At 66.9% G+C, this 18,136-nt stretch carries 15 protein-coding genes; 11 read left to right on the top strand and 4 right to left on the bottom strand.

The features are described from left to right. Nucleotides 1-22: 22 nt before the first annotated feature. The 8 genes from ACFQNJ_RS06700 to ACFQNJ_RS06665 all read left to right on the top strand — a co-directional run bounded on the left by ACFQNJ_RS06700 (nucleotide 23) and on the right by ACFQNJ_RS06665 (nucleotide 12,164). Nucleotides 23-1,174 carry an acyl-CoA dehydrogenase family protein gene (locus ACFQNJ_RS06700; protein ID WP_382255222.1) on the top strand — a complete coding sequence of 384 codons (1,152 nt, stop codon included), beginning with the start codon at nucleotides 23-25 and terminating at the stop codon, nucleotides 1,172-1,174. Between the two features lie 3 nt (nucleotides 1,175-1,177). After that, on the top strand, nucleotides 1,178-1,999 hold the full coding sequence (locus ACFQNJ_RS06695; protein ID WP_382255219.1) for an enoyl-CoA hydratase/isomerase family protein: 822 nt from the start codon (nucleotides 1,178-1,180) through the stop codon (nucleotides 1,997-1,999). Next, nucleotides 1,996-3,981: an acetyl/propionyl/methylcrotonyl-CoA carboxylase subunit alpha gene (locus ACFQNJ_RS06690; protein ID WP_382255216.1), complete on the top strand. Its 1,986-nt coding sequence runs from the start codon at nucleotides 1,996-1,998 to the stop codon at nucleotides 3,979-3,981. Before ACFQNJ_RS06695 ends, ACFQNJ_RS06690 begins: the two co-directional genes overlap by 4 nt. Further along, complete coding sequence (locus ACFQNJ_RS06685) at nucleotides 3,978-4,865, top strand: beta-keto acid cleavage family enzyme (RefSeq protein ID WP_382255213.1); 888 nt, start codon at nucleotides 3,978-3,980, stop codon at nucleotides 4,863-4,865. Before ACFQNJ_RS06690 ends, ACFQNJ_RS06685 begins: the two co-directional genes overlap by 4 nt. Further along, nucleotides 4,866-6,689: an AMP-dependent synthetase/ligase gene (locus tag ACFQNJ_RS06680; protein ID WP_382255211.1), complete on the top strand. Its 1,824-nt coding sequence runs from the start codon at nucleotides 4,866-4,868 to the stop codon at nucleotides 6,687-6,689. A 12-nt stretch (nucleotides 6,690-6,701) separates the two neighbouring features. Further along, nucleotides 6,702-7,583 (top strand): SDR family oxidoreductase, encoded by an 882-nt coding sequence (locus ACFQNJ_RS06675; protein ID WP_382255208.1) that lies wholly within the window; start codon nucleotides 6,702-6,704, stop codon nucleotides 7,581-7,583. A 42-nt stretch (nucleotides 7,584-7,625) separates the two neighbouring features. Beyond that, nucleotides 7,626-8,792: an acyl-CoA dehydrogenase family protein gene (locus tag ACFQNJ_RS06670; RefSeq protein WP_382255205.1), complete on the top strand. Its 1,167-nt coding sequence runs from the start codon at nucleotides 7,626-7,628 to the stop codon at nucleotides 8,790-8,792. 84 nt (nucleotides 8,793-8,876) lie between these two features. Continuing rightward, the gene (locus ACFQNJ_RS06665) at nucleotides 8,877-12,164 is read left to right on the top strand and encodes a PAS domain-containing protein (RefSeq protein ID WP_382255202.1); all 3,288 of its coding nucleotides are present in this window, start codon (nucleotides 8,877-8,879) and stop codon (nucleotides 12,162-12,164) included. Between the two features lie 22 nt (nucleotides 12,165-12,186). Here the strand turns inward: ACFQNJ_RS06665 and ACFQNJ_RS06660 are convergent, their stop codons facing one another. Beyond that, on the bottom strand, nucleotides 12,187-13,107 hold the full coding sequence (locus tag ACFQNJ_RS06660; protein ID WP_374641605.1) for an inositol monophosphatase family protein: 921 nt from the start codon (nucleotides 13,105-13,107) through the stop codon (nucleotides 12,187-12,189). A gap of 161 nt (nucleotides 13,108-13,268) precedes the next feature. On the opposite strand from ACFQNJ_RS06660, the gene ACFQNJ_RS06655 reads away from it, so the two are divergent. Together ACFQNJ_RS06655 and cysE are read left to right on the top strand one after the other, a co-directional pair. Beyond that, nucleotides 13,269-14,018 carry an RNA methyltransferase gene (locus ACFQNJ_RS06655; RefSeq protein WP_382255199.1) on the top strand — a complete coding sequence of 250 codons (750 nt, stop codon included), beginning with the start codon at nucleotides 13,269-13,271 and terminating at the stop codon, nucleotides 14,016-14,018. 30 nt (nucleotides 14,019-14,048) lie between these two features. Then, nucleotides 14,049-14,825, top strand: a complete 777-nt coding sequence (cysE, locus tag ACFQNJ_RS06650) for a serine O-acetyltransferase (RefSeq protein WP_374641601.1) — start codon at nucleotides 14,049-14,051, stop codon at nucleotides 14,823-14,825. Here the strand turns inward: cysE and ACFQNJ_RS06645 are convergent, their stop codons facing one another. From ACFQNJ_RS06645 to yjgA, 3 genes are all read right to left on the bottom strand, one after another. Next, on the bottom strand, nucleotides 14,826-15,302 hold the full coding sequence (locus ACFQNJ_RS06645; RefSeq protein ID WP_382255195.1) for an FKBP-type peptidyl-prolyl cis-trans isomerase: 477 nt from the start codon (nucleotides 15,300-15,302) through the stop codon (nucleotides 14,826-14,828). A 105-nt stretch (nucleotides 15,303-15,407) separates the two neighbouring features. Beyond that, nucleotides 15,408-15,992, bottom strand: coding sequence for a molybdopterin adenylyltransferase (gene mog, locus ACFQNJ_RS06640; RefSeq protein ID WP_382255192.1), 585 nt, complete (start codon nucleotides 15,990-15,992; stop codon nucleotides 15,408-15,410). Further along, nucleotides 15,985-16,644 (bottom strand): ribosome biogenesis factor YjgA, encoded by a 660-nt coding sequence (gene yjgA / locus ACFQNJ_RS06635; RefSeq protein WP_382255189.1) that lies wholly within the window; start codon nucleotides 16,642-16,644, stop codon nucleotides 15,985-15,987. The genes mog and yjgA overlap by 8 nt, the downstream gene beginning before the upstream one ends. Nucleotides 16,645-16,687: 43 nt before the next feature. Here yjgA and pmbA point away from each other — a divergent pair, with 43 nt between their 5' ends. Next, nucleotides 16,688-18,112 carry a metalloprotease PmbA gene (gene pmbA, locus ACFQNJ_RS06630; RefSeq protein ID WP_382255186.1) on the top strand — a complete coding sequence of 475 codons (1,425 nt, stop codon included), beginning with the start codon at nucleotides 16,688-16,690 and terminating at the stop codon, nucleotides 18,110-18,112. Nucleotides 18,113-18,136: the final 24 nt, after the last annotated feature.

The following is an 18,136-nucleotide window of genomic DNA, read 5'->3' as shown; positions in this document are numbered from 1 at the left end:
TCACCCTCCATCGAAGGACTCCATGAAATTCACCGCCGAGCACGAGCAGATTGCCGACACCGTCCGCAAGTTTGTGGCCAAGGAGATCAATCCCCACATCGCCCAGTGGGAGGCCGCGGGCCAGTTTCCGGCCCACGAGGTGTTCAAGAAGATGGGCGACCTGGGCCTGCTGGGCATCAAGTACCCGGTGGAATACGGTGGCATGGGGCTGGACTTCAGCTACGCCATGGTGATGGCCGAGGCGCTGGGTGAATGCAATGCCGGTGGCGTGCCCATGGCGATTGGCGTGCAGACCGACATGTGCACGCCGGCGCTGGCGCGCTTCGGGTCTGACGATCTGCGGCGCGAGTTTCTGGCGCCATCGATCGCGGGTGATCTGGTCGGCTGCATCGGTGTGAGCGAGGTGACCGGCGGCTCGGATGTGGCGGCACTGAAGACCGTGGCCGAGAAGGATGGTGACGACTACGTCATCAACGGCTCCAAGATGTGGATCACCAACGGCATGCAGGCCGACTGGTGCTGCCTGCTGGCCAACACGTCCGAAGGTCAGGCCCACAAGAACAAGTCGCTGATCATCGTGCCGCTGAACACGCCCGGCGTGACGCGCCAGGCCATCCACAAGATCGGCATGCACTCGTCGGACACGGCGCAGCTGTTCTTCGACAACGTGCGGGTGCCCCGGCGCCACCTGATCGGGCAGGAGGGCATGGGCTTCATGCTGCAGATGCTGCAGTTCCAGGAGGAGCGCCTGTACGGCGCGGCTGGCGCCCTGCGCACGCTCGACCGGATGATCGACCAGACCATCGACTACACGCGCCAGCGCAAGACCTTCGGGCGGTCCATTCTGGACAACCAGGTGGTGCACTTCCGACTGGCAGAACTGCGCACCGAGGTGGAGGCGCTGCGTTCGCTGACCTACCGGGCGGTGGAGTCCTACATCTCGGGCAAGGACGTGACCAAGCTGGCGTCGATGGCCAAGCTCAAGGCCGGGCGCCTGAGCCGCGAGGTGGCCGATGCCTGCCTGCAGTACTGGGGCGGCATGGGCTTCACGGCCGACAACCCGATATCGCAGGCCTACCGCGATGGTCGCCTGATCTCGATCGGTGGCGGTGCCGACGAGATCATGCTGGGCATCATCTGCAAGCTTGAGGGCACCTTGCCCGGCAAGGCCTGAACCATGGGTGGCCAAGCAATGCCGGTGTGCGAGACCTTGCTGCTGCGGCGCGAGGGCGCGGTGTTGCATGTGCAGCTGAACCGCCCAGAGGTGCGCAACGCCATGTCGCTGCAGATGGTGGACGAACTGCGCCAGACCTTGCAGGCGGCCGAGTCCGATGGGCAGCTGCGGGTGATCGTGCTGCGTGGCAGCGGCGGCCACTTCTGTGCGGGTGGCGATATCCGCGACATGGCCGCGGCCCGCATGAAACTGGCCGATGCCGCGCCGGGCCAGGACCCGGTGGCCGAGGTCAACGCCCGTTTCGGCGAGTTGTGCGTGGCCTACGCGGGCACGCCGCTGGCCGTGGTGACGGTGCTGGAGGGCACGGTGATGGGCGGCGGCTTCGGTCTGGCCTGCGTGGCCGATGTTGCGCTGGCCGACCCTGGCGCCAGCTTCCGTCTGCCGGAGACCTCGCTGGGCGTGGTGCCGGCGCAGATTGCCCCCTTCCTGGTCGAGCGGCTGGGCTATTCGCAGGCGCGGCGCCTGGCGGTCACCGGCGGTCGCCTGGACGCCACTGCTGCCCTGGGAATGGGCCTGGTGCATGGCGTTCACGCAGCCGACGCCATGCCGGGTGCCCTGCAGGCGGTGCTGACCGACATCCTGGCCTGCGCGCCGGGCGCCATTGCCGCCACCAAGGCGCTGATGGCACGTGCCCGGTTCACGCCACCGGCCGATCTGGTGCAGGACGCCGCGGCGGTCTTCTCGCGTGCCGCCCTTGGCCCGGAAGGCCAGGAAGGCACGGGCGCATTCCTTCAGAAACGCAAACCCTCCTGGGCGGTCTCATGAGTTTTTCCAAGATCCTGATTGCCAACCGCGGCGAGATCGCTTGCCGCGTGATTCGAACGGCCCGGCGCCTGGGGTATGGCACTGTGGCCGTGTTCAGTGACGCCGACCGTGATGCACCACATGTGCAGCAGGCGGACGAGGCGGTCCACATCGGCGGATCGGCTGCGGCCGATTCCTATCTGAAGGTGGATGCCATTCTGGATGCCGCAGCCCGCACCGGTGCGGACGCCATCCACCCGGGCTATGGATTCCTGAGCGAGAACGCGGCCTTTGCCCGGGCATGCGAGGCGGCAGGGCTGGTGTTCATCGGGCCACCGGCCTCGGCCATCGAGGCCATGGGTGACAAGGCCCTGGCCAAGCGGCGGATGCTGGAAGCCGGCGTGCCCTGCGCGCCTGGCTATATGGGCAGCGAGCAGTCGGACGATGTGCTGAAGGCCGAGGCCCTGGCGCTGGGCTTTCCCTTGCTGGTCAAGGCCGTGGCCGGTGGTGGTGGTCGTGGCATGCGCCTGGTGCGCGAGGCGGCCGAACTGGATGCCGCCATTGCCGGTGCCCGGCGTGAGGCCACCAGTGCCTTCGGTGACGGCACGCTGATGCTCGAGCGCCTGATCGATCATGGCCGGCACATCGAGATCCAGGTCTTTGCCGACGCCCATGGCCATGCGGTGCACCTGGGCGAACGCGATTGCACCGCGCAACGTCGCCGCCAGAAGGTGATCGAAGAGGCGCCATCGCCGGTGGTCAGTGCAGACATGCGCGAAGCCATGGGGCGGGACGCGGTGGCAGCGGCCCTGGCAGTGGGTTACCGGGGGGCGGGCACGGTCGAGTTCATCGTGGACGCCGACCTGCGCCACTACTTCCTGGAGATGAACACCCGTCTGCAGGTGGAACATCCCGTGACCGAGGCCATCACCGGCTTCGATCTGGTGGAGTGGCAGCTTCGGGTGGCGGCGGGCCAGCCGCTGCCGGCGCGTCAGGAGGACATCCGGTTCAACGGCCATGCGATCGAGGCGCGCCTCTACGCAGAGGACCCCTACAACGGCTTTGCGCCCCAGACCGGTCCGGTGTTGCTCTGGCGCCCGAATGAGGCCACGGCAGGCGATGTGCGTGTCGACAACGGCATCGCCGAGGGCGGCGAGGTGTCGCCGCACTACGACCCGATGGTGGCCAAGCTCATCGTGCACGGGCGGGACAGGGACGATGCGATCCGGCGCCTGCGGGCGGCGCTGGCCGACGCACCGCTGATCGGACTTCGGCACAACGCACGATTCCTGTCGGACCTGGTGAGTCATCCGGCGTTCCGGCAGGCCCGCATGACCACCACGCTGATTGACCAGTGGCAGGCCGAGGGCGATGCCGTGCTGCAACGCCCGGTGCCGTCCGCCGAGGTCTGGTGCCTGGCGGCGGCGGTGATGGCCTTGCGCGACGGTACGGGCTGGCGCGCCGACAGCGTGGCCGGCTATGGCCTGACGCTGGCCTGCGACGACTCGCGCCACGCAATGCGGGTGGCCGTGGACCGATCGGGACTGGTGCAGGTGCTGCACGACGGGCATACCCGCGAGTTGCGCATCCTCTCGCTGGACGATGGCTGTCTGCGATATGAGGCCGGTGGTGTTCGCCGCCGTGCCACCGTGGTGTTCGATGGTGCGACGCTGCATCTGGCGGTAGGCGCCGATGTGCATGTGTTCAGCGAGGTGTCTCCGTTCCCCGAACAGGACACCCGCGGTGACCCCTCGCGTGCGGTGGCGCCGGTGGCGGGGCGGGTGGCCCATGTCTCGGTCGCCGTGGGCGAGACCGTGGGCGAAGGCCACGCACTGGTCTGCGTGGAGGCCATGAAGATGGAAATGTGGCTTCATGCCCAGGCCGGCGGACGCGTGAGCGCGGTGCATGTGAAGGTGGGGGATCAGGTCGAGCTCAACACCCTGCTGGTGGAACTGGAGCTGGCCGGCAGCGACGACAACGACAGCAACAACCAGGAGACATGATGGAGCACTCGAAGGACAAGGCCATTCTGACCTGCGCACTCACCGGTGTGCTGACCAATCCCCGCCAGCACCCGGTGCCGGTGACGCCCGAGCAGATGGCGGCCGAGGCACGCGACGCGTTCAACGCCGGCGCCTCGATCATGCACGTGCACCTGCGCATGCAGGAGGAGGGCATGGGTCACATGCCCTCCTGGGACCCGGAGGTGGCTGAGACCGTGGTGCAGGCGATCCGCCAGGCCTGCCCGGGGGTGATCATCAACCTGACCACCGGGGTGGTGGGCAAGGACATCTCGGGGCCCCTGGCCTGCATCCGCCGCGTGCGTCCCGAGATCGCGGCCTGCAATGCGGGCAGCCTGAACTATCTCAAGATCAAGGAGGACGGCCAGTGGGCCTGGCCGCCCATGGTGTTCGACAACCCGGTGGCCAAGATCCAGCAGTTCCTCGACGTGATGGCCGAATGCGGCGTGCACCCGGAATTCGAGTGCTTTGACGTGGGCATCGTGCGTTCGGTGGGCATGTACCTCAAGGCCGGCATGCTCAAGCCCGAGATGGGGCGGGCCGAGTACAACTTCGTCATGGGGGTGGCCTCGGGCATGCCCTGCGACGCTGACCTGCTGGCTCTGCTGCCGCGCTGGACGGCACCGGACAGCATCTGGCAGACGACGCTGATCGGACGCCAGGAAATCTGGCCGGTGCACCAGAAGACCGCCGACCTGGGCGGCATGCTGCGCACCGGCCTGGAGGACACCTTCTATCTGCCCGATGGTTCGCGGGCCTCTGGCAACGGGGTGCTGATCGAAGCCCTGGCCCAGTACGCGCAGCGGGCCGGTCGCAGCATCGCCAGCCCGGCCGAAGCCCGCGCGCTGCTGGGTCTGGGGCACTGAATGACTGCCGCCGTCCATGACACCGCCCGCGCGGGCGGGGGTGAATTCGTGCTTGCGCCGGCGCGGTTTCTGGTCACCGCCCGTGAGCGCGGCGCCGACCCGGCCTACTACATGCGCGACGAGGCCGGCTGGCAACCGACGAGCTGGCAGGACTATGCCGCGCAGGTGCAGCAGGCCGCTCGGGCGCTGGTGGCGCTGGGCGTGCAACCCGGACAGGCCGTCTGCATCCTGGGCTTCAACCGTCCCGAGTGGGTGATCATGGACCTGGCCGCGATGATGGTGGGCGCGGTGGCGGCCGGCATCTACTGGACCAGTGCCCCCGGCGAGGTGGAATACATCATCCGCCACTCGGGTGGAGTCATTCTGCTGGCCGAAGACGACACGCAGTGGGCGAAGTTGCAGGAGAGCCGGTCCCGCCTGCCAGGGCTGCGGCGTGTGGTGATGATGAAGGGCACAGCGGCCACCGACTCGTTGCAGATGGATTGGGATGCCTTTCTGGCCCTGGGTACACGCGAGCACCAGCCCGAGGTCGATCGCCGCCTGTCTGCCCTGCGCCCGGATGATCTGGGCACCCTGATCTACACCTCGGGCACCACCGGCATGCCCAAGGCGGTGATGCTTTCGCACGGCACGCTGGCCTGGACCGGCATGGCGCTGGCCAAGGCCTTCGGCACGACACCCGCCGACCGCCTCATTTCCTATCTGCCGCTGGCCCACGTGGCCGAGCAGCTGGGGGCCATCCACAACCATGTGGCCATCGGGTATCGCCTGTACTTTGCGCGCAGCCTCGAAGCGTTGCGGGACCACCTGACCGAGGTGCGCCCCACGGTGTTTTTCGGGGTCCCGCGGGTCTGGGAGAAGATCCACGCCGGCATCGCGGGCAAGCTCGATGCGGCCACCGACTTCAAGGCTGTGCTGGCGGCCTGGGCGCTGTCGGTGGGGCGCCGCTGGCATGAGCAGGTGCTGCAGGGCAGGGAGCCGGGTGGCTGGCTCAATCTGCAGAAGGCCTGGGCCTCGCGGCTGGTGTACGACAAGGTCAAGGCGGCGCTGGGCATGGATCAGGCCCGCCTGCTGATCTCGGCCGCCGCACCGATTGCACCGGAAACCCTGCGTTTCTTCACGGGGCTCGACCTGCTGATTCGTGAGGGCTACGGCCAGTCCGAGGCCTGCGGCCCGACGACGGTCAGCCTGGCCGGCAGCACGCGCATCGGATCCGTGGGCAAGCCGCTGGCCGGGACCGAGGTGCGCATCGCGCCCGACGGCGAGATCCAGGTGCGTGGCCCCCACGTGTTTCAGGGCTACCTGGGCATGCCCGAGGACACGGCGCAGACGCTGGTGGATGGCTGGCTTCAGTCGGGCGACCTTGGTCATTTCGATGTCGACGGCTACCTGTACGTCTCCGGACGCAAGAAGGACCTGCTGATCACCTCCGGGGGCAAGAACATCTCGCCGGCGAATCTGGAGGCCGAGCTGATGGACCTTCCCTTGGTCGAGCACGGCATCGTCTGCGGTGATGGCCGTCACTTCCTCACGGCACTGCTCACCCTCAAGCCCGATGCGCTGGAGACCTTTCTTCAGGCTCATGGGGTGCAGGGGCTGGACATGGCGGTCGCCTGCCGGCATCCCCTGGTGCTTGCAGAGTTGCAGAAGGGCATCGATGACATCAACCGGCATCAGGCCCGAGTGGCCTGGATCCGCAAATTCACGGTGCTGCCCGAGCCGCTGTCGATCGACACCGGCGCACTGACGGCCACCATGAAGATCAAACGCAAGGTGGTGCTCGAGCGCCACCGCGAGGCCGTCGAGGCCATGTACAGAGATTAGTAAGGAGTTCAGATGGGATACCAGTCGGTGTTTGCCCCGGGCCTGTACAAGGGCCGGGTCATGGTGGTCACGGGTGGCGGATCGGGCATCGGGCGTTGCACGGCGCATGAGCTGGCCGCGCTGGGTGCCCATGTCGTGCTGGTCGGGCGCAAGCCCGAGAAACTGGAGGCGGTCGCAGCCGAAGTTGCCGAGGATGGCGGGACCGCCAGCTGGCATGCCTGCGACATCCGTCAGGAGGGCGCGGTGCGGGAGATGGTGGCCGGCATCGTCGCGGCGCAGGGCCGCATCGATGGCCTCGTCAACAACGCCGGCGGCCAGTACATGACCCCGCTGGAGGCCATCAGCGCCAAGGGCTGGGAGGCGGTGGTCAACACCAACCTGACCGGCGGCTTCCTGGTGGCGCGTGAGTGCTTCCTGCAGTCGATGACCCGCCATGGGGGCGCCATCGTGAACATCGTGGCCGACATGTGGGGCTCCATGCCGGGCATGGGCCACAGCGGCGCGGCTCGCGCAGGCATGGTCAGCTTCACCGAGACGGCCGCGGTGGAGTGGGCCGGGCGCGGTGTTCGCGTCAACGCGGTGGCGCCGGGCTACATCGCGTCCAGCGGCATGGACCGCTACCCGCCCGAAATGGCGCCCGTGGTGCGCGAGATGGGCAACACCGTGCCCATGGGTCGCTTCGGCCTGGAGGCCGAGGTGTCGGCGGGCATCGTCTTTCTGCTCAGTCCTGCCGCCTCCTTCATCACCGGCAGCACCTTGCGCATCGACGGTGCGCGACCGCAGACCCGCATGGGCTGGCCCATGCGCAAGCCGGACGAGAAGGTCCGCCAGCGCGATGCGGTCAAGCCCTTCGACGGCTTCCACCGTGCGCAGATACCCAAGGTGCTGTCCTGACCCACCCGATTCCCTCTGCGAATCCCTCCAACTGAGAATCCCATGGCACACAACGATCCTGAACAGGAAGACATCCGGCTGATGACCGATATGGCACAGCGCTTCGTGCAGCAGGAAGTGCTGCCCCACCTTCCGGCCTGGGAGGATGCGGGCGAACTGCCCCGCGAGCTCTACGGGCGGGCGGCCGAACTGGGCTGGCTGGCCATGGGCTACCCCGAAGAATTGGGCGGCATGCCCGCCAGCTGGGCCATGCGCAGTGCGCTGGCCACCACGCTGTCGCGGTTTGGCGGCAGCGGCGGCCTGCTGGCCAGCCTGTTCAGCCACAACATCGGCCTGCCGCCCATCGCCCGGCATGGCAGTGCGGCCCTGCAGTCCGAGGTGATCCCGTCCGTCCTGCGCGGCGAAAAAATCTCGGCGCTGGCCATCACCGAACCGGGCGGTGGCACCGATGTGTCAGCCCTGCGCACCACGGCCCGGCGCGAGGGCGACGAGTACGTGGTCGATGGCGAGAAAGTGTTCATCACTTCGGGTACCCGGGCCGACTGGCTGACAGTGGCCGTGCGCACCGACCCGAAGGACAAGGGGCCGATGGGCATCTCGATGCTGGTGGTGCCCGGCGATGCGCCCGGCCTGTCGCGCAGCCGGCTGGACAAGATGGGCTGGCACTGCTCGGACACCGCGCACCTGCGCTTTGACGGCGTGCGGGTGCCGGCGCGCTACCTGGTGGGGGAGGAGGGCATGGGTTTCAAGATGATCCTCACCAACTTCAACGGCGAGCGTCTGTCGATGTCGGCCATGGCCCTGGGCTTTTCGGAATGCTGCTACGACGAGGCGCTGGCCTGGGCTCGGCAGCGCAAGACCTTCGGCACCGCGCTGGTGGACCATCAGGTGATCCGCCACAAGCTGATGGACATGCGCATGCGCATCGAATCGACCCGTGCGTGGCTCAATGCGGTGGTGGCCCGCGCCGACAGCGGGGACAAGGCCGCCAAGGGCGCCGAGTGGGTGGCCCAGGTCTGCCTGCTCAAGAACCACGCCACCCAGACCATGCAGTTCTGCGCCGACCAGGCGGTCCAGATCCTGGGGGGGATGGGCTTCATGCGGGGCACCGCCAGCGAGCGCATCTACCGCGAGGTCAAGGTCATGATGATCGGCGGCGGCACCGAAGAAATCATGAAGGAATTGGCGTCCCGGCAACTTGGAATCTGACCGGAGGCTGCTCCACAGGGATAGACCGGGTGTCGGGTCGGGCGGCTGCGCATACACTCGCGAAAGTTGCACGACCTACATCCCATGCCCTCGTCTGCTGCCGACGCATCACCTTCGCCTCCGTCACCCGAGGCGGGATCCGGCATGGTCAGCGGGATGGCCTGGGAGGCCCTGTTCATGGCGGCGCCGCTGCCTGCCAGCGTGAGCCGCCGCGACGGCACGTTGCTGGCGGTCAATGACGCATGGGTCCGCCTGACGGGTACCCCCAGAGCCGAGGCGCTCGGGCGGACCACGACCGAGCTGGGGCATTGGGACCTGTTGGGACGGCGTGAGGATTACCTGGAGCAGGTCTTGCAAGCCCGTCCGTTTGACGTGGACATGCGCCTGTCCGGCGGCGTGCCACGCCGGATGCGGCTGCACACCACCGCGCTGCAAATGAATGGCGAGGACGTGCTGCTGGTGTACCTGGAAGACGTCACCCATGACCAGGATGCCGAGCGCGCGTTGCGCCAGACCAACACGGCATTGCAGCAGCAGGTCGGTCTGCACCGGGCCATTGAGCGGCTGGCGCATGTGGGGCACTGGACCAACGCCGCCAACGCGGATGAGGTCATCTGGTCACCTGGTCTTTTCGCGATCGCGCACATGGAGCCGGTCGATGTCCTGACCAAGGCCGTCGGGCGCGGTGGGATCCATCCCGATGACAAACCCGCCTGGTTGGCGGCCCGACAGGCGTGTGATGAACGTGAAGTCGATTTCCGCTGGCAGTTGCCCGACGGCAGCACCCGCTGGTTTCGCACCCGCATCGGCCGCACCACGGTGGCCGGTCAACCCGACACCGATTTCGGCGTGGTGATGGACATCACGGCCGAGAAGACGGCGGCCTCCGAGATCGCCCAGCAGCTGCAGTTCATCCGTCATACCGCCGCGCGGGTGCCTGGTCTGATCTACATGGCCCGGCGCCGACCAGGCGGGGCCAGCGAGATTGTGTTCGCCAGCGATGCCGCCCGTGAGGTCTTTGAACTGGAACCCGCCGAAATGACGGCCGACATCCGCTGCGTGTTCCAGCGGGTTCACCCGGACGATCTGCCTGGACTCACCGACACCTTGCGGGAGTCGGGCACCCGCTTGTCCCCCTGGCGCCATACCTTTCGCACGCAGCTGCCTGGCAGGGGCATCCGGTGGAACAAGAGCGAGGCCATGCCCGAGCGGGAGGCCGACGGTTCCGTCCTCTGGTATGGCTTCATCTCCGATGTCACCGATGCCAAGCTGGCGCAGGACAAGCTCGACCGTCAGCACCGCATGCTCGAAGCCGTCCGACAGGCCCAGGCCCTGTTCATCGAGGCCGACGACAAGCGCAAGGTGTTTGATGGTCTGCTGTCGGCCTTGCTGACGGCCGCCGACAGTGCCTACGGCTTTGTTGGCGAGGTGCTGTACGACCTGCATGACCGGCCTTACCTGCGGGCCCATGCGATCACGGACATTTCCTGGGATGAGGCATCCCGCCAGCAGTACCGGCGTCAGCTGGAAGTGGGCATGGAGTTCCACAACCTCGACACCCTGTTCGGTCATGCCCTGAGCACCGGCCAGGTGGTGATCGCCAACGATGTCGATAACGACCCGCGCGCGAAGGGACGTCCACCCGGCCATCCCCCGCTGCTGAAGTTCCTGGGCATTCCTCTGGCCGCCGGTGACCGTCTCGTGGCCATGGTCGGCCTGGCCAACCAGCCCGGGGGCTACAGCCAGGCCGATGTGGACTTTCTGCAGCCCTTGCTGGGTGCCGTGCGCCAGCTGGTGCTGGCCTGGCGCGATCATGCGGAACGCCGACGGGCACGCCAGCAGCTGCAGGCCACCAGCGCCCTGCTGTCGGAAAAGACGGCGGCCTTGCAGATCACCTTCGACGCGATGAGCCAGGGACTGGCCATGATCGACGCCGACAGCCGCGTGCGCTTCTACAACCGACGTTTGCTGGAACTGCTGGACCTGCCCCAGGCCCTGATGGACACCCATCCCCTGATTGCCGAGGTCATCGAGTTCCAGAAGCAGCGCGGCGACTTCGGTACCGAACTGGCCTTGGTGCGGGAGTCCGACCGCCCCTACGTCCTGATGGATCCGGGCTGGGACCAGTCCAGTCGCTACCTGCGTGAGACCACGGACGGCCGGGTCATCGAGGTGGTCACCCGGACTCTGGAAGGCGGGGGCCTCGTCAGGACCTACAGTGACGTGACCGAGTTCGTGCGTGCCGAAGAGGCCCTGCGGGAAGAGCGCCAGCGCCTGCAATGGGTGCTCGAAGCCACCCGTCCCGGCATCTGGGAGCTGAGCCTGGAAACCTGGGAGGTCAAGATCAACGAGCGGTGGGCCGAGATGCTGGGCTACACCGTCGACGAGCTGATGCCGACGACGTTCGAGACATGGCGACAGCTGGTCCACGCACCCGACCTTGCACGCGCCTTGCGCCTGCTCGAGCAGCACTGGTCCGGCGAGTTGCCCCATTACGAGTGCGACTTCCGCATGCGGCACAAGAATGGTCGCTGGATATGGATCAACTCCCGCGGGCAGGTGCATCGACGCGATGCCCAGGGTGGCGCGCTCTACATGTCGGGTACCCACCTGGACATCCACGACCGTGTCGAGGCCCAGGAGGAGGTCAGGGCCCTGAACGCCACGCTGGAGAGGCGGGTGGCCGAACGCACGGCGGAGCTCGAGCGCTCGATGCGCGATGTCGAATCCATTTCCTACTCGATCGCGCACGACCTCCGGGCACCGCTGAGGGCGGTCAACGGTTTTGCCGGGCTCATCCTTGACGAGGAAGCCGATCGTCTCAGTCCCAACGGCCGGGAGATGTTCGAACGCATCCAGCGCTCATCGCGCAACATGGGGGCGATGATCTCCGACATGCTGGAGCTGCTGCGTGTGGTCCAGGTGGATCTGAACATGGTGTCGGTGGACATGCAAGCCCTGGCCCGTGCCGCCCTGGACACGGTGGTGCCTCACGATCTGCAGGTGCGCATCGACCTGAGGCAACTGCCCAGGGCCATGGGCGACCCGACCCTGCTCAGGCAGGTGCTGACCAACCTGATGGACAACGCGCTGAAGTATTCGCGCCACCGTCCCGTGCCCCAGATGCAGGTGGGATTCGACCTGGACCGGCAGGCCTACTTCATCCGCGACAACGGCATGGGTTTCGACATGGCGCGTGCGCAGAAGCTGTTCGGCCTGTTCCAGCGCCTGCACGCGGGCAGCAATGTGCCGGGCACCGGGATCGGGCTGGCCATCGTGGCGCGCATCATCGAGAGGCACGGTGGCCGCATCTGGGCCGAATCCCGCCCCGATGAGGGTGCCTGCTTCTGGTGGACGCTGCCCCGACCCTGAGCAGCGCCGCCAGGCGGGGCGCTCAGAACGGGGCGTCGTCGCCGTGTGCTGCCTGTTCGCCGTCGGCGGGCGCCTGGTCGGCTGGTGCCGAGGCTTCGGTGGACTGGCGCACCGCAGCCTTGTCACCCGCGCTGGCAAACTTGCTGTACTTGCCGGTCAAGCCCACCAGCTGGCCGTAGATGCGCGGGTTGGCGGCCAGGCATTCCTTTTGCTCCAGGAAGTCGGCCTCACCGGTGAAGTTGCCCACCAGGCCACCGGCCTCGGTCACGATCAGCGATCCGGCCGCCACATCCCAGGGCGACAGGCCCATCTCGAAGAAACCGTCGGAGAAGCCGGCCGCCACGTAGGCCAGGTCCAGCGCGGCGGAACCCGGGCGGCGCACACCGGCACAGCGGGGCATCACCTCGCCCAGCATCTTCAGGTAGGTCTGGAACGCATCGCCCGGACGGAACGGGAAACCGGTGGAGATCAGGCACTCACGCAGGGTGGTGCGCTTGGCCACGCGGATCCGGCGTTCGTTGAGGTAGGCACCCCGGCCGCGCGTGGCACAGAACAGGTCGTTGCGGGTGGGGTCATAGATGACCGCCTGTTCGATGCGGCCCTTGACCATGAGCGCGATGCTCACGCAGTACACGGGGAAGCCGTGGATGAAGTTGGTGGTGCCGTCCAGCGGATCGATGATCCAGATGAAATCCTTGTCGCGGCCCTTGCCTTCACGTCGTCCGGATTCCTCTGCCCAGATCCCGTGGTCGGGATAGGCGGTCAGCAGCGTCTCGATGATGGCGGCTTCGGCGGCGTGGTCGATCTCGGTGACGAAATCGTTGGTCTGCTTGACCGACACGCGGACCGCCTCGACGTCGAGGGAGGCCCGGTTGATGATGGCGCCGGCGGCGCGGGCGGCCTTGATGGCCACGTTGAGCATGGGGTGGAGGCTGGACGACATGAATTGTGTTCCTGCGCCAGTCCTCGTGGGGCCGGCAGTGGGATGAAGAGCGAAAAGGAAACGCCCCGGCGATGCGGGGCGGCGACAATACACGGATTTTACCGGCCCTGCCGCTGTCGTGGGGGCTTTTTTTCCGGGCTGACTGTCCAGTCCTTCACGCGATGCGCACACGATTCATTCTCATCCAGACCAGCCATGCCGGCAATGTGGGCGGTGCGGCCCGGGCCATGAAGGTCATGGGCTTCGACGATCTGGTGCTGGTGGCGCCCCGCTGGTCCAACGTGCTGCGGCGCGAGGAAACCATCCAGCGCGCCAGCGGCGCCAACGATGTGCTGGCCAATGCCCGCGTCGTCGAGACCCTGGACGAGGCGCTGGACGGCATCAGCCACCTGTGCGCCACGGCGATGACACCCCGCGATTTCGGCCCGCCCACCCGCGCACCGCGCGAGCATTTTGCGCAGCTGCTGGCCGAGGCAGCAGTGCCAGACGCCGTGCAGCCTGAGGGCGTGGCTTTCCTGTTCGGGTCCGAGCGCTTTGGCATGCGCAATGAGGACGTCTACCGCTGCCATGTCTGCCTTTCCATCCCGACCAGTCCGGGTTTTGGCTCGCTGAACCTGGCGGCGGCGGTGCAACTGATCGCCTACGACTGGCGCCAGGCCATGGGCGGCTTTGCGCTGCCCCCGGTCACCCCCCAGCGACCGGCCGCCGATGCCGCATCGCTGGCCGGCATGCTGTCCCACCTGGAGCAGGCGCTGGTGGCGGTGGATTTCCTCGATCCTGAGGCGCCCAAGAAGCTGATGCCCCGGTTGAACCAGTTGTTCAACCGAGCGCAACCCACCCCCGAGGAAATCCACATCCTTCGTGGTGTGGCCAAGGCCATGCTGCAGACAGCCCACAAGGCGAAGCGATAGACTGGCTACCCGATACCAAAAGCCATCGCCATGTTCGCCCGCCTCCGCTCCGACATCCAGTGCATTCTTGAGCGCGACCCCGCCGCGCGCAGCACCTGGGAGGTCATCACCTGTTATCCCGGCCTGCATGCGGTCTGGTTGCACAGGCCCGCGCACTGGTGCTGGACCCACGGCTTCAAGTGGCTGGGGCGGTTCATCTCGCATGTCACCCGCTTCCTGACCGGCATCGAGATCCATCCTGGTGCCAAGATCGGCGAGCGCGTGTTCTTCGACCATGCCATGGGCACGGTGGTGGGCGAAACGGCCGAGATCGGTGACGGCTGCACCATCTACCAGGGCGTCACCCTGGGCGGCACTTCGCTCTACAAGGGAGCCAAGCGCCACCCGACGCTGGGCCGGGACGTGGTGGTCAGTGCCGGTGCCAAGGTGCTGGGCGGCTTCGAGGTGGGCGACGGTGCCAAGATCGGCAGCAACGCGGTGGTGATCAAGCCGGTGCCGGCGGGTGCCACCGCGGTGGGCATTCCGGCGCGCATCATTCCCAGCAAGCAGGGCCAGAGCGCCGACGTGACCGAGGAAGCCAAGCCCAAGTTCACCGCTTACGGCATCACGCTGGAAGACGACCCGCTGTCACAGGCCATGCGCGGCATCATCGAAAAGACCGGCAGCCAGGAACACCAGATTGCCCTGCTGTGGGCCGCGATCGAGAAGCTGGCCTGCGAACAGCGTGGTGGCGACTGTGTGCCACCAGACGCCGCCAAGGAAGAGCATTTCGAAGCCGAAAAGCTCAACCAGCTCGTCGGGAAGTGATCAATGGTGATGTCCGTGGGCGCCGTGCGCGTGCCCGTGGGCCACTTCTTCCTCTGATGCGGCACGCACGTCGATCACGTTGAGGGAGAAGGTCAGGTCCTGGCCCGCCAGCGGGTGGTTGCCATCCAGGTGCACGTTCGGTCCCTTGATCTTCATGACCGTGAACACCTGGCGGCGACCCTGGTCGTCGGTGCCTTCAAGCTGGCCACCCACCTTGATGCCGGGCGGAAACTCGCTTTTCGGGATGGTGGTCACAAGCGATTCGTCGCGATCGCCGAAGGCCAGCGAGGGCTGCAGCTTGACCGTGGTCGAGAAGCCTTTTTCCTGTCCCTCCAGTGCGGCCTCGATGCCCGGCAGGGTGTTGTGGTAACCGCCGTGCAGGTAGGCGCGCGGCGTCTTGCCATCTTCGAGCAGCTTGCCGCTGGCATCCCAGGCCTTGAAGGTGAGGGTGACGACGGTGTCCTTGGTGATTTTCATGAGAGCTCCAGGCGAAGTTGTTTCAGCGGTAGCGCCCGTGGAGCCGGCTTTGCCGGGCCACTGGGTGCGTCCCCCTAGGGGGAAGACGCGAAGCGGCGCAGGGGGTCACTTCTTTTTCGGGCGCCAGCCCTTGACGACCTCGTCGTTCGTTTCCAGATAGGGGCCACCGATCAGGTCGATGCAGTAGGGCACCGCGGCGAAGATGCCGTTGACGCGCACCGAACCGTCGGCGTTTTTGGCGCCTTCCAGCGTCTCGGCGATTGCCTTGGGCTGGCCGGGCAGGTTGATGATCAGGCAGTTGTCCCGGATGACCGCCACCTGGCGCGAGAGGATCGCCGTGGGCACGAAGGCCAGGCTGATCTGGCGCATCTGTTCGCCAAAGCCGGGCATCTCCTTGTGCGCCACGGCCAGGGTGGCTTCGGGGGTCACGTCGCGTTTGGCCGGGCCGGTACCGCCGGTGGTCAGGACCAGCGCGCAGCCGGTGTCGACCAGCTCGATCAGCGCCTGGCTGATGGTGGCCTGCTCATCGGGGATGAGTCGCTCTTCGAATGTGATCGGGTTCTTCAGTGCCTTGCCCAGCCACTCGCGCAACGCGGGCAGACCCTTGTCTTCGTAGATGCCGCTGCTGGCACGGTCGCTGATCGAGACGATGCCGATGCGCACGGCGTCGTGGGGGGTGCTCTCACTCATGGTCTGAACTCTCATCGGGTGGGGTGTCGTCGCGTCCCAGGGCCTGGCGCACGATCTGGAATATCTCGCGATATGCCTTGCCATGGCGCTGGGCTTCGCCGGGCTTCTCCTGCGCGGCCGTGGTCTGGGCGTCCTTGCGCGCCTGGCGGATCAGGGCCCGCAGGTGCTGGACATCGGCCTCCGGGTCCTGCCGCAACCAGTCGGTCAGGGCGTCGTCGTCGGCGACCAGCCGGTCGCGCCACTGCTCGGCCTGATGCAGCCGCAGCGTCTCCTGGGCCGACGGCTTGCGCTGCTCCTCCAGGGCGGCTTCGATGGCGGCCACCGTGTCCTCGTCCAGGGCGCGCATGAGCTTGCCGATGAACTGCATCTGCCGGCGCTTGCCTTCGAAGTTGGTGATGCGCCGTGCCTCGGCCAGGGCGTCGATGAGCTTGTCGGACAGCTCGTGCTGTTCACGCAGCCGGGTCATGAGGTCGCTGCGCAGGGTCAGCAGTGACTCACCCAGGGACTGCAGGTGATCCATGTGCTTCTTGAGATCGGTCTTGGACATGTCGACCGAGCCCTTGAGCTCGCGCTTGAGCTCGAGGTCCAGTTCGCTGCCGACGGCAACGAAGTGACCACGCACGAAATAGCCTTTTGTGGGTTTGCGGGGCATGGGGAAAACAGAAGGGAGGGCGGCAAGTATCATAGCCGTCGACATGAAAAACTCCGCTTCCACCGGGGCCAAGGCCCCTGCCGACCCCCGCCAGCCCCTGTCCGGATTCCAGTACAGCCGTGCCCAGTTCGAGGAACTGGTCGATCTGGCGCTCTCGCATGCGAAGCAGCTGGGCGCCGCCGATGCAGGCGCCGAGGTGTCCGAGGGCGCCGGGCTGAGTGTGAGCGTGCGCAAGGGCGAGCTGGAAAACGTCGAGCGCAACCGCGACAAATCGCTGGGCGTGACGGTGTACCTGGGCCAACGGCGGGGCAACGCGTCCACCTCCGATTTTTCGGCGGCAGCCGTCCGCCAGACTGTTCAGGCCGCCTACGACATCGCCCGCTTCACCGCCGAGGACCCGGTCGCAGGCCTGCCGGATCCCGACGATGTGGCGGACAGCTATCCGGAGCTGGACCTGTTTCACCCCTGGGCCATCACGTCGGACGAGGCGGTGAAGATCGCGCTGGCCTGTGAGGACGCCGCCTTTGCCACCAGCCGCAAGATCACCAACAGCGAGGGCGCTGGTGTGTCGGCCCAGCAGTCGCACTTCTTCACCGCCCACATGCGGGGCGGCGAGCGCGGCCAACCGGGCATCTTCAGCGGCGGCTATGCCAGCTCGCGTCACAGCCTGTCGGTGGCGCCGATTGCGGGCAAGGGTGCTGCCATGCAGCGGGACTACTGGTACAGCTCTCAGCGCAACCCGCTGGATCTGGCCACACCGCAAGCCGTGGGGCGCTATGCCGCCGAGCGGACGCTGGCCCGACTGAATGGCCGCAAGATCGCCACCACCGAATGCCCGGTGCTGTTCGAATCGCCCCTGGCCGCCGGCCTGCTGGGCGCCTACGTGCAGGCCACCAGCGGTGGAGCGCTGTACCGCAAGACCACCTTCCTGGCCGACAGCCTGGGCAAGCGTGTCATGGCCAAACACCTGGACATCGTCGAGGACCCGCACATCATCGGCGGCAAGGGCAGTGCGCCCTTTGATGACGAGGGCGTGCGCACCGTTCGGCGCAAGGTCTTGTCGGCCGGCAAGGTGCAGGGCTATTTCCTGTCCACCTATTCCGCGCGCAAGCTGGGCATGCGCACCACCGGCAACGCTGGTGGTTCGCACAACCTGACGCTCAGCAGCCGCCTGACCCAGCCCGGTGACGACCTGGACGCCATGCTGCGCAAGCTCGGGCGCGGCCTGTTCGTGACCGAACTCATGGGGCAGGGCGTGAACTACGTCACCGGCGACTACTCGCGCGGCGCGTCGGGCTACTGGGTCGAGGACGGCCGCATCGCCTACCCGGTGCACGAGATCACCATCGCCGGCAACCTCAGGGACATGTTCATGGGCATTGAAGCCGTCGGGGCCGATGCCTACAGCTATGGAGCCAAGACGGTGGGATCGATCCTGGTCAACCGCATGAAGGTGGCGGGATCCTGAGCGGGATCCGGCCCGTGGCCATGG

This window comes from Hydrogenophaga bisanensis (genome assembly GCF_042665135.1).
Taxonomy (GTDB): domain Bacteria; phylum Pseudomonadota; class Gammaproteobacteria; order Burkholderiales; family Burkholderiaceae_C; genus Hydrogenophaga; species Hydrogenophaga bisanensis.
The sequence above is the reverse complement of the archived record's forward strand: the minus strand, read 5'-3'. Positions and strand labels throughout refer to the sequence as shown.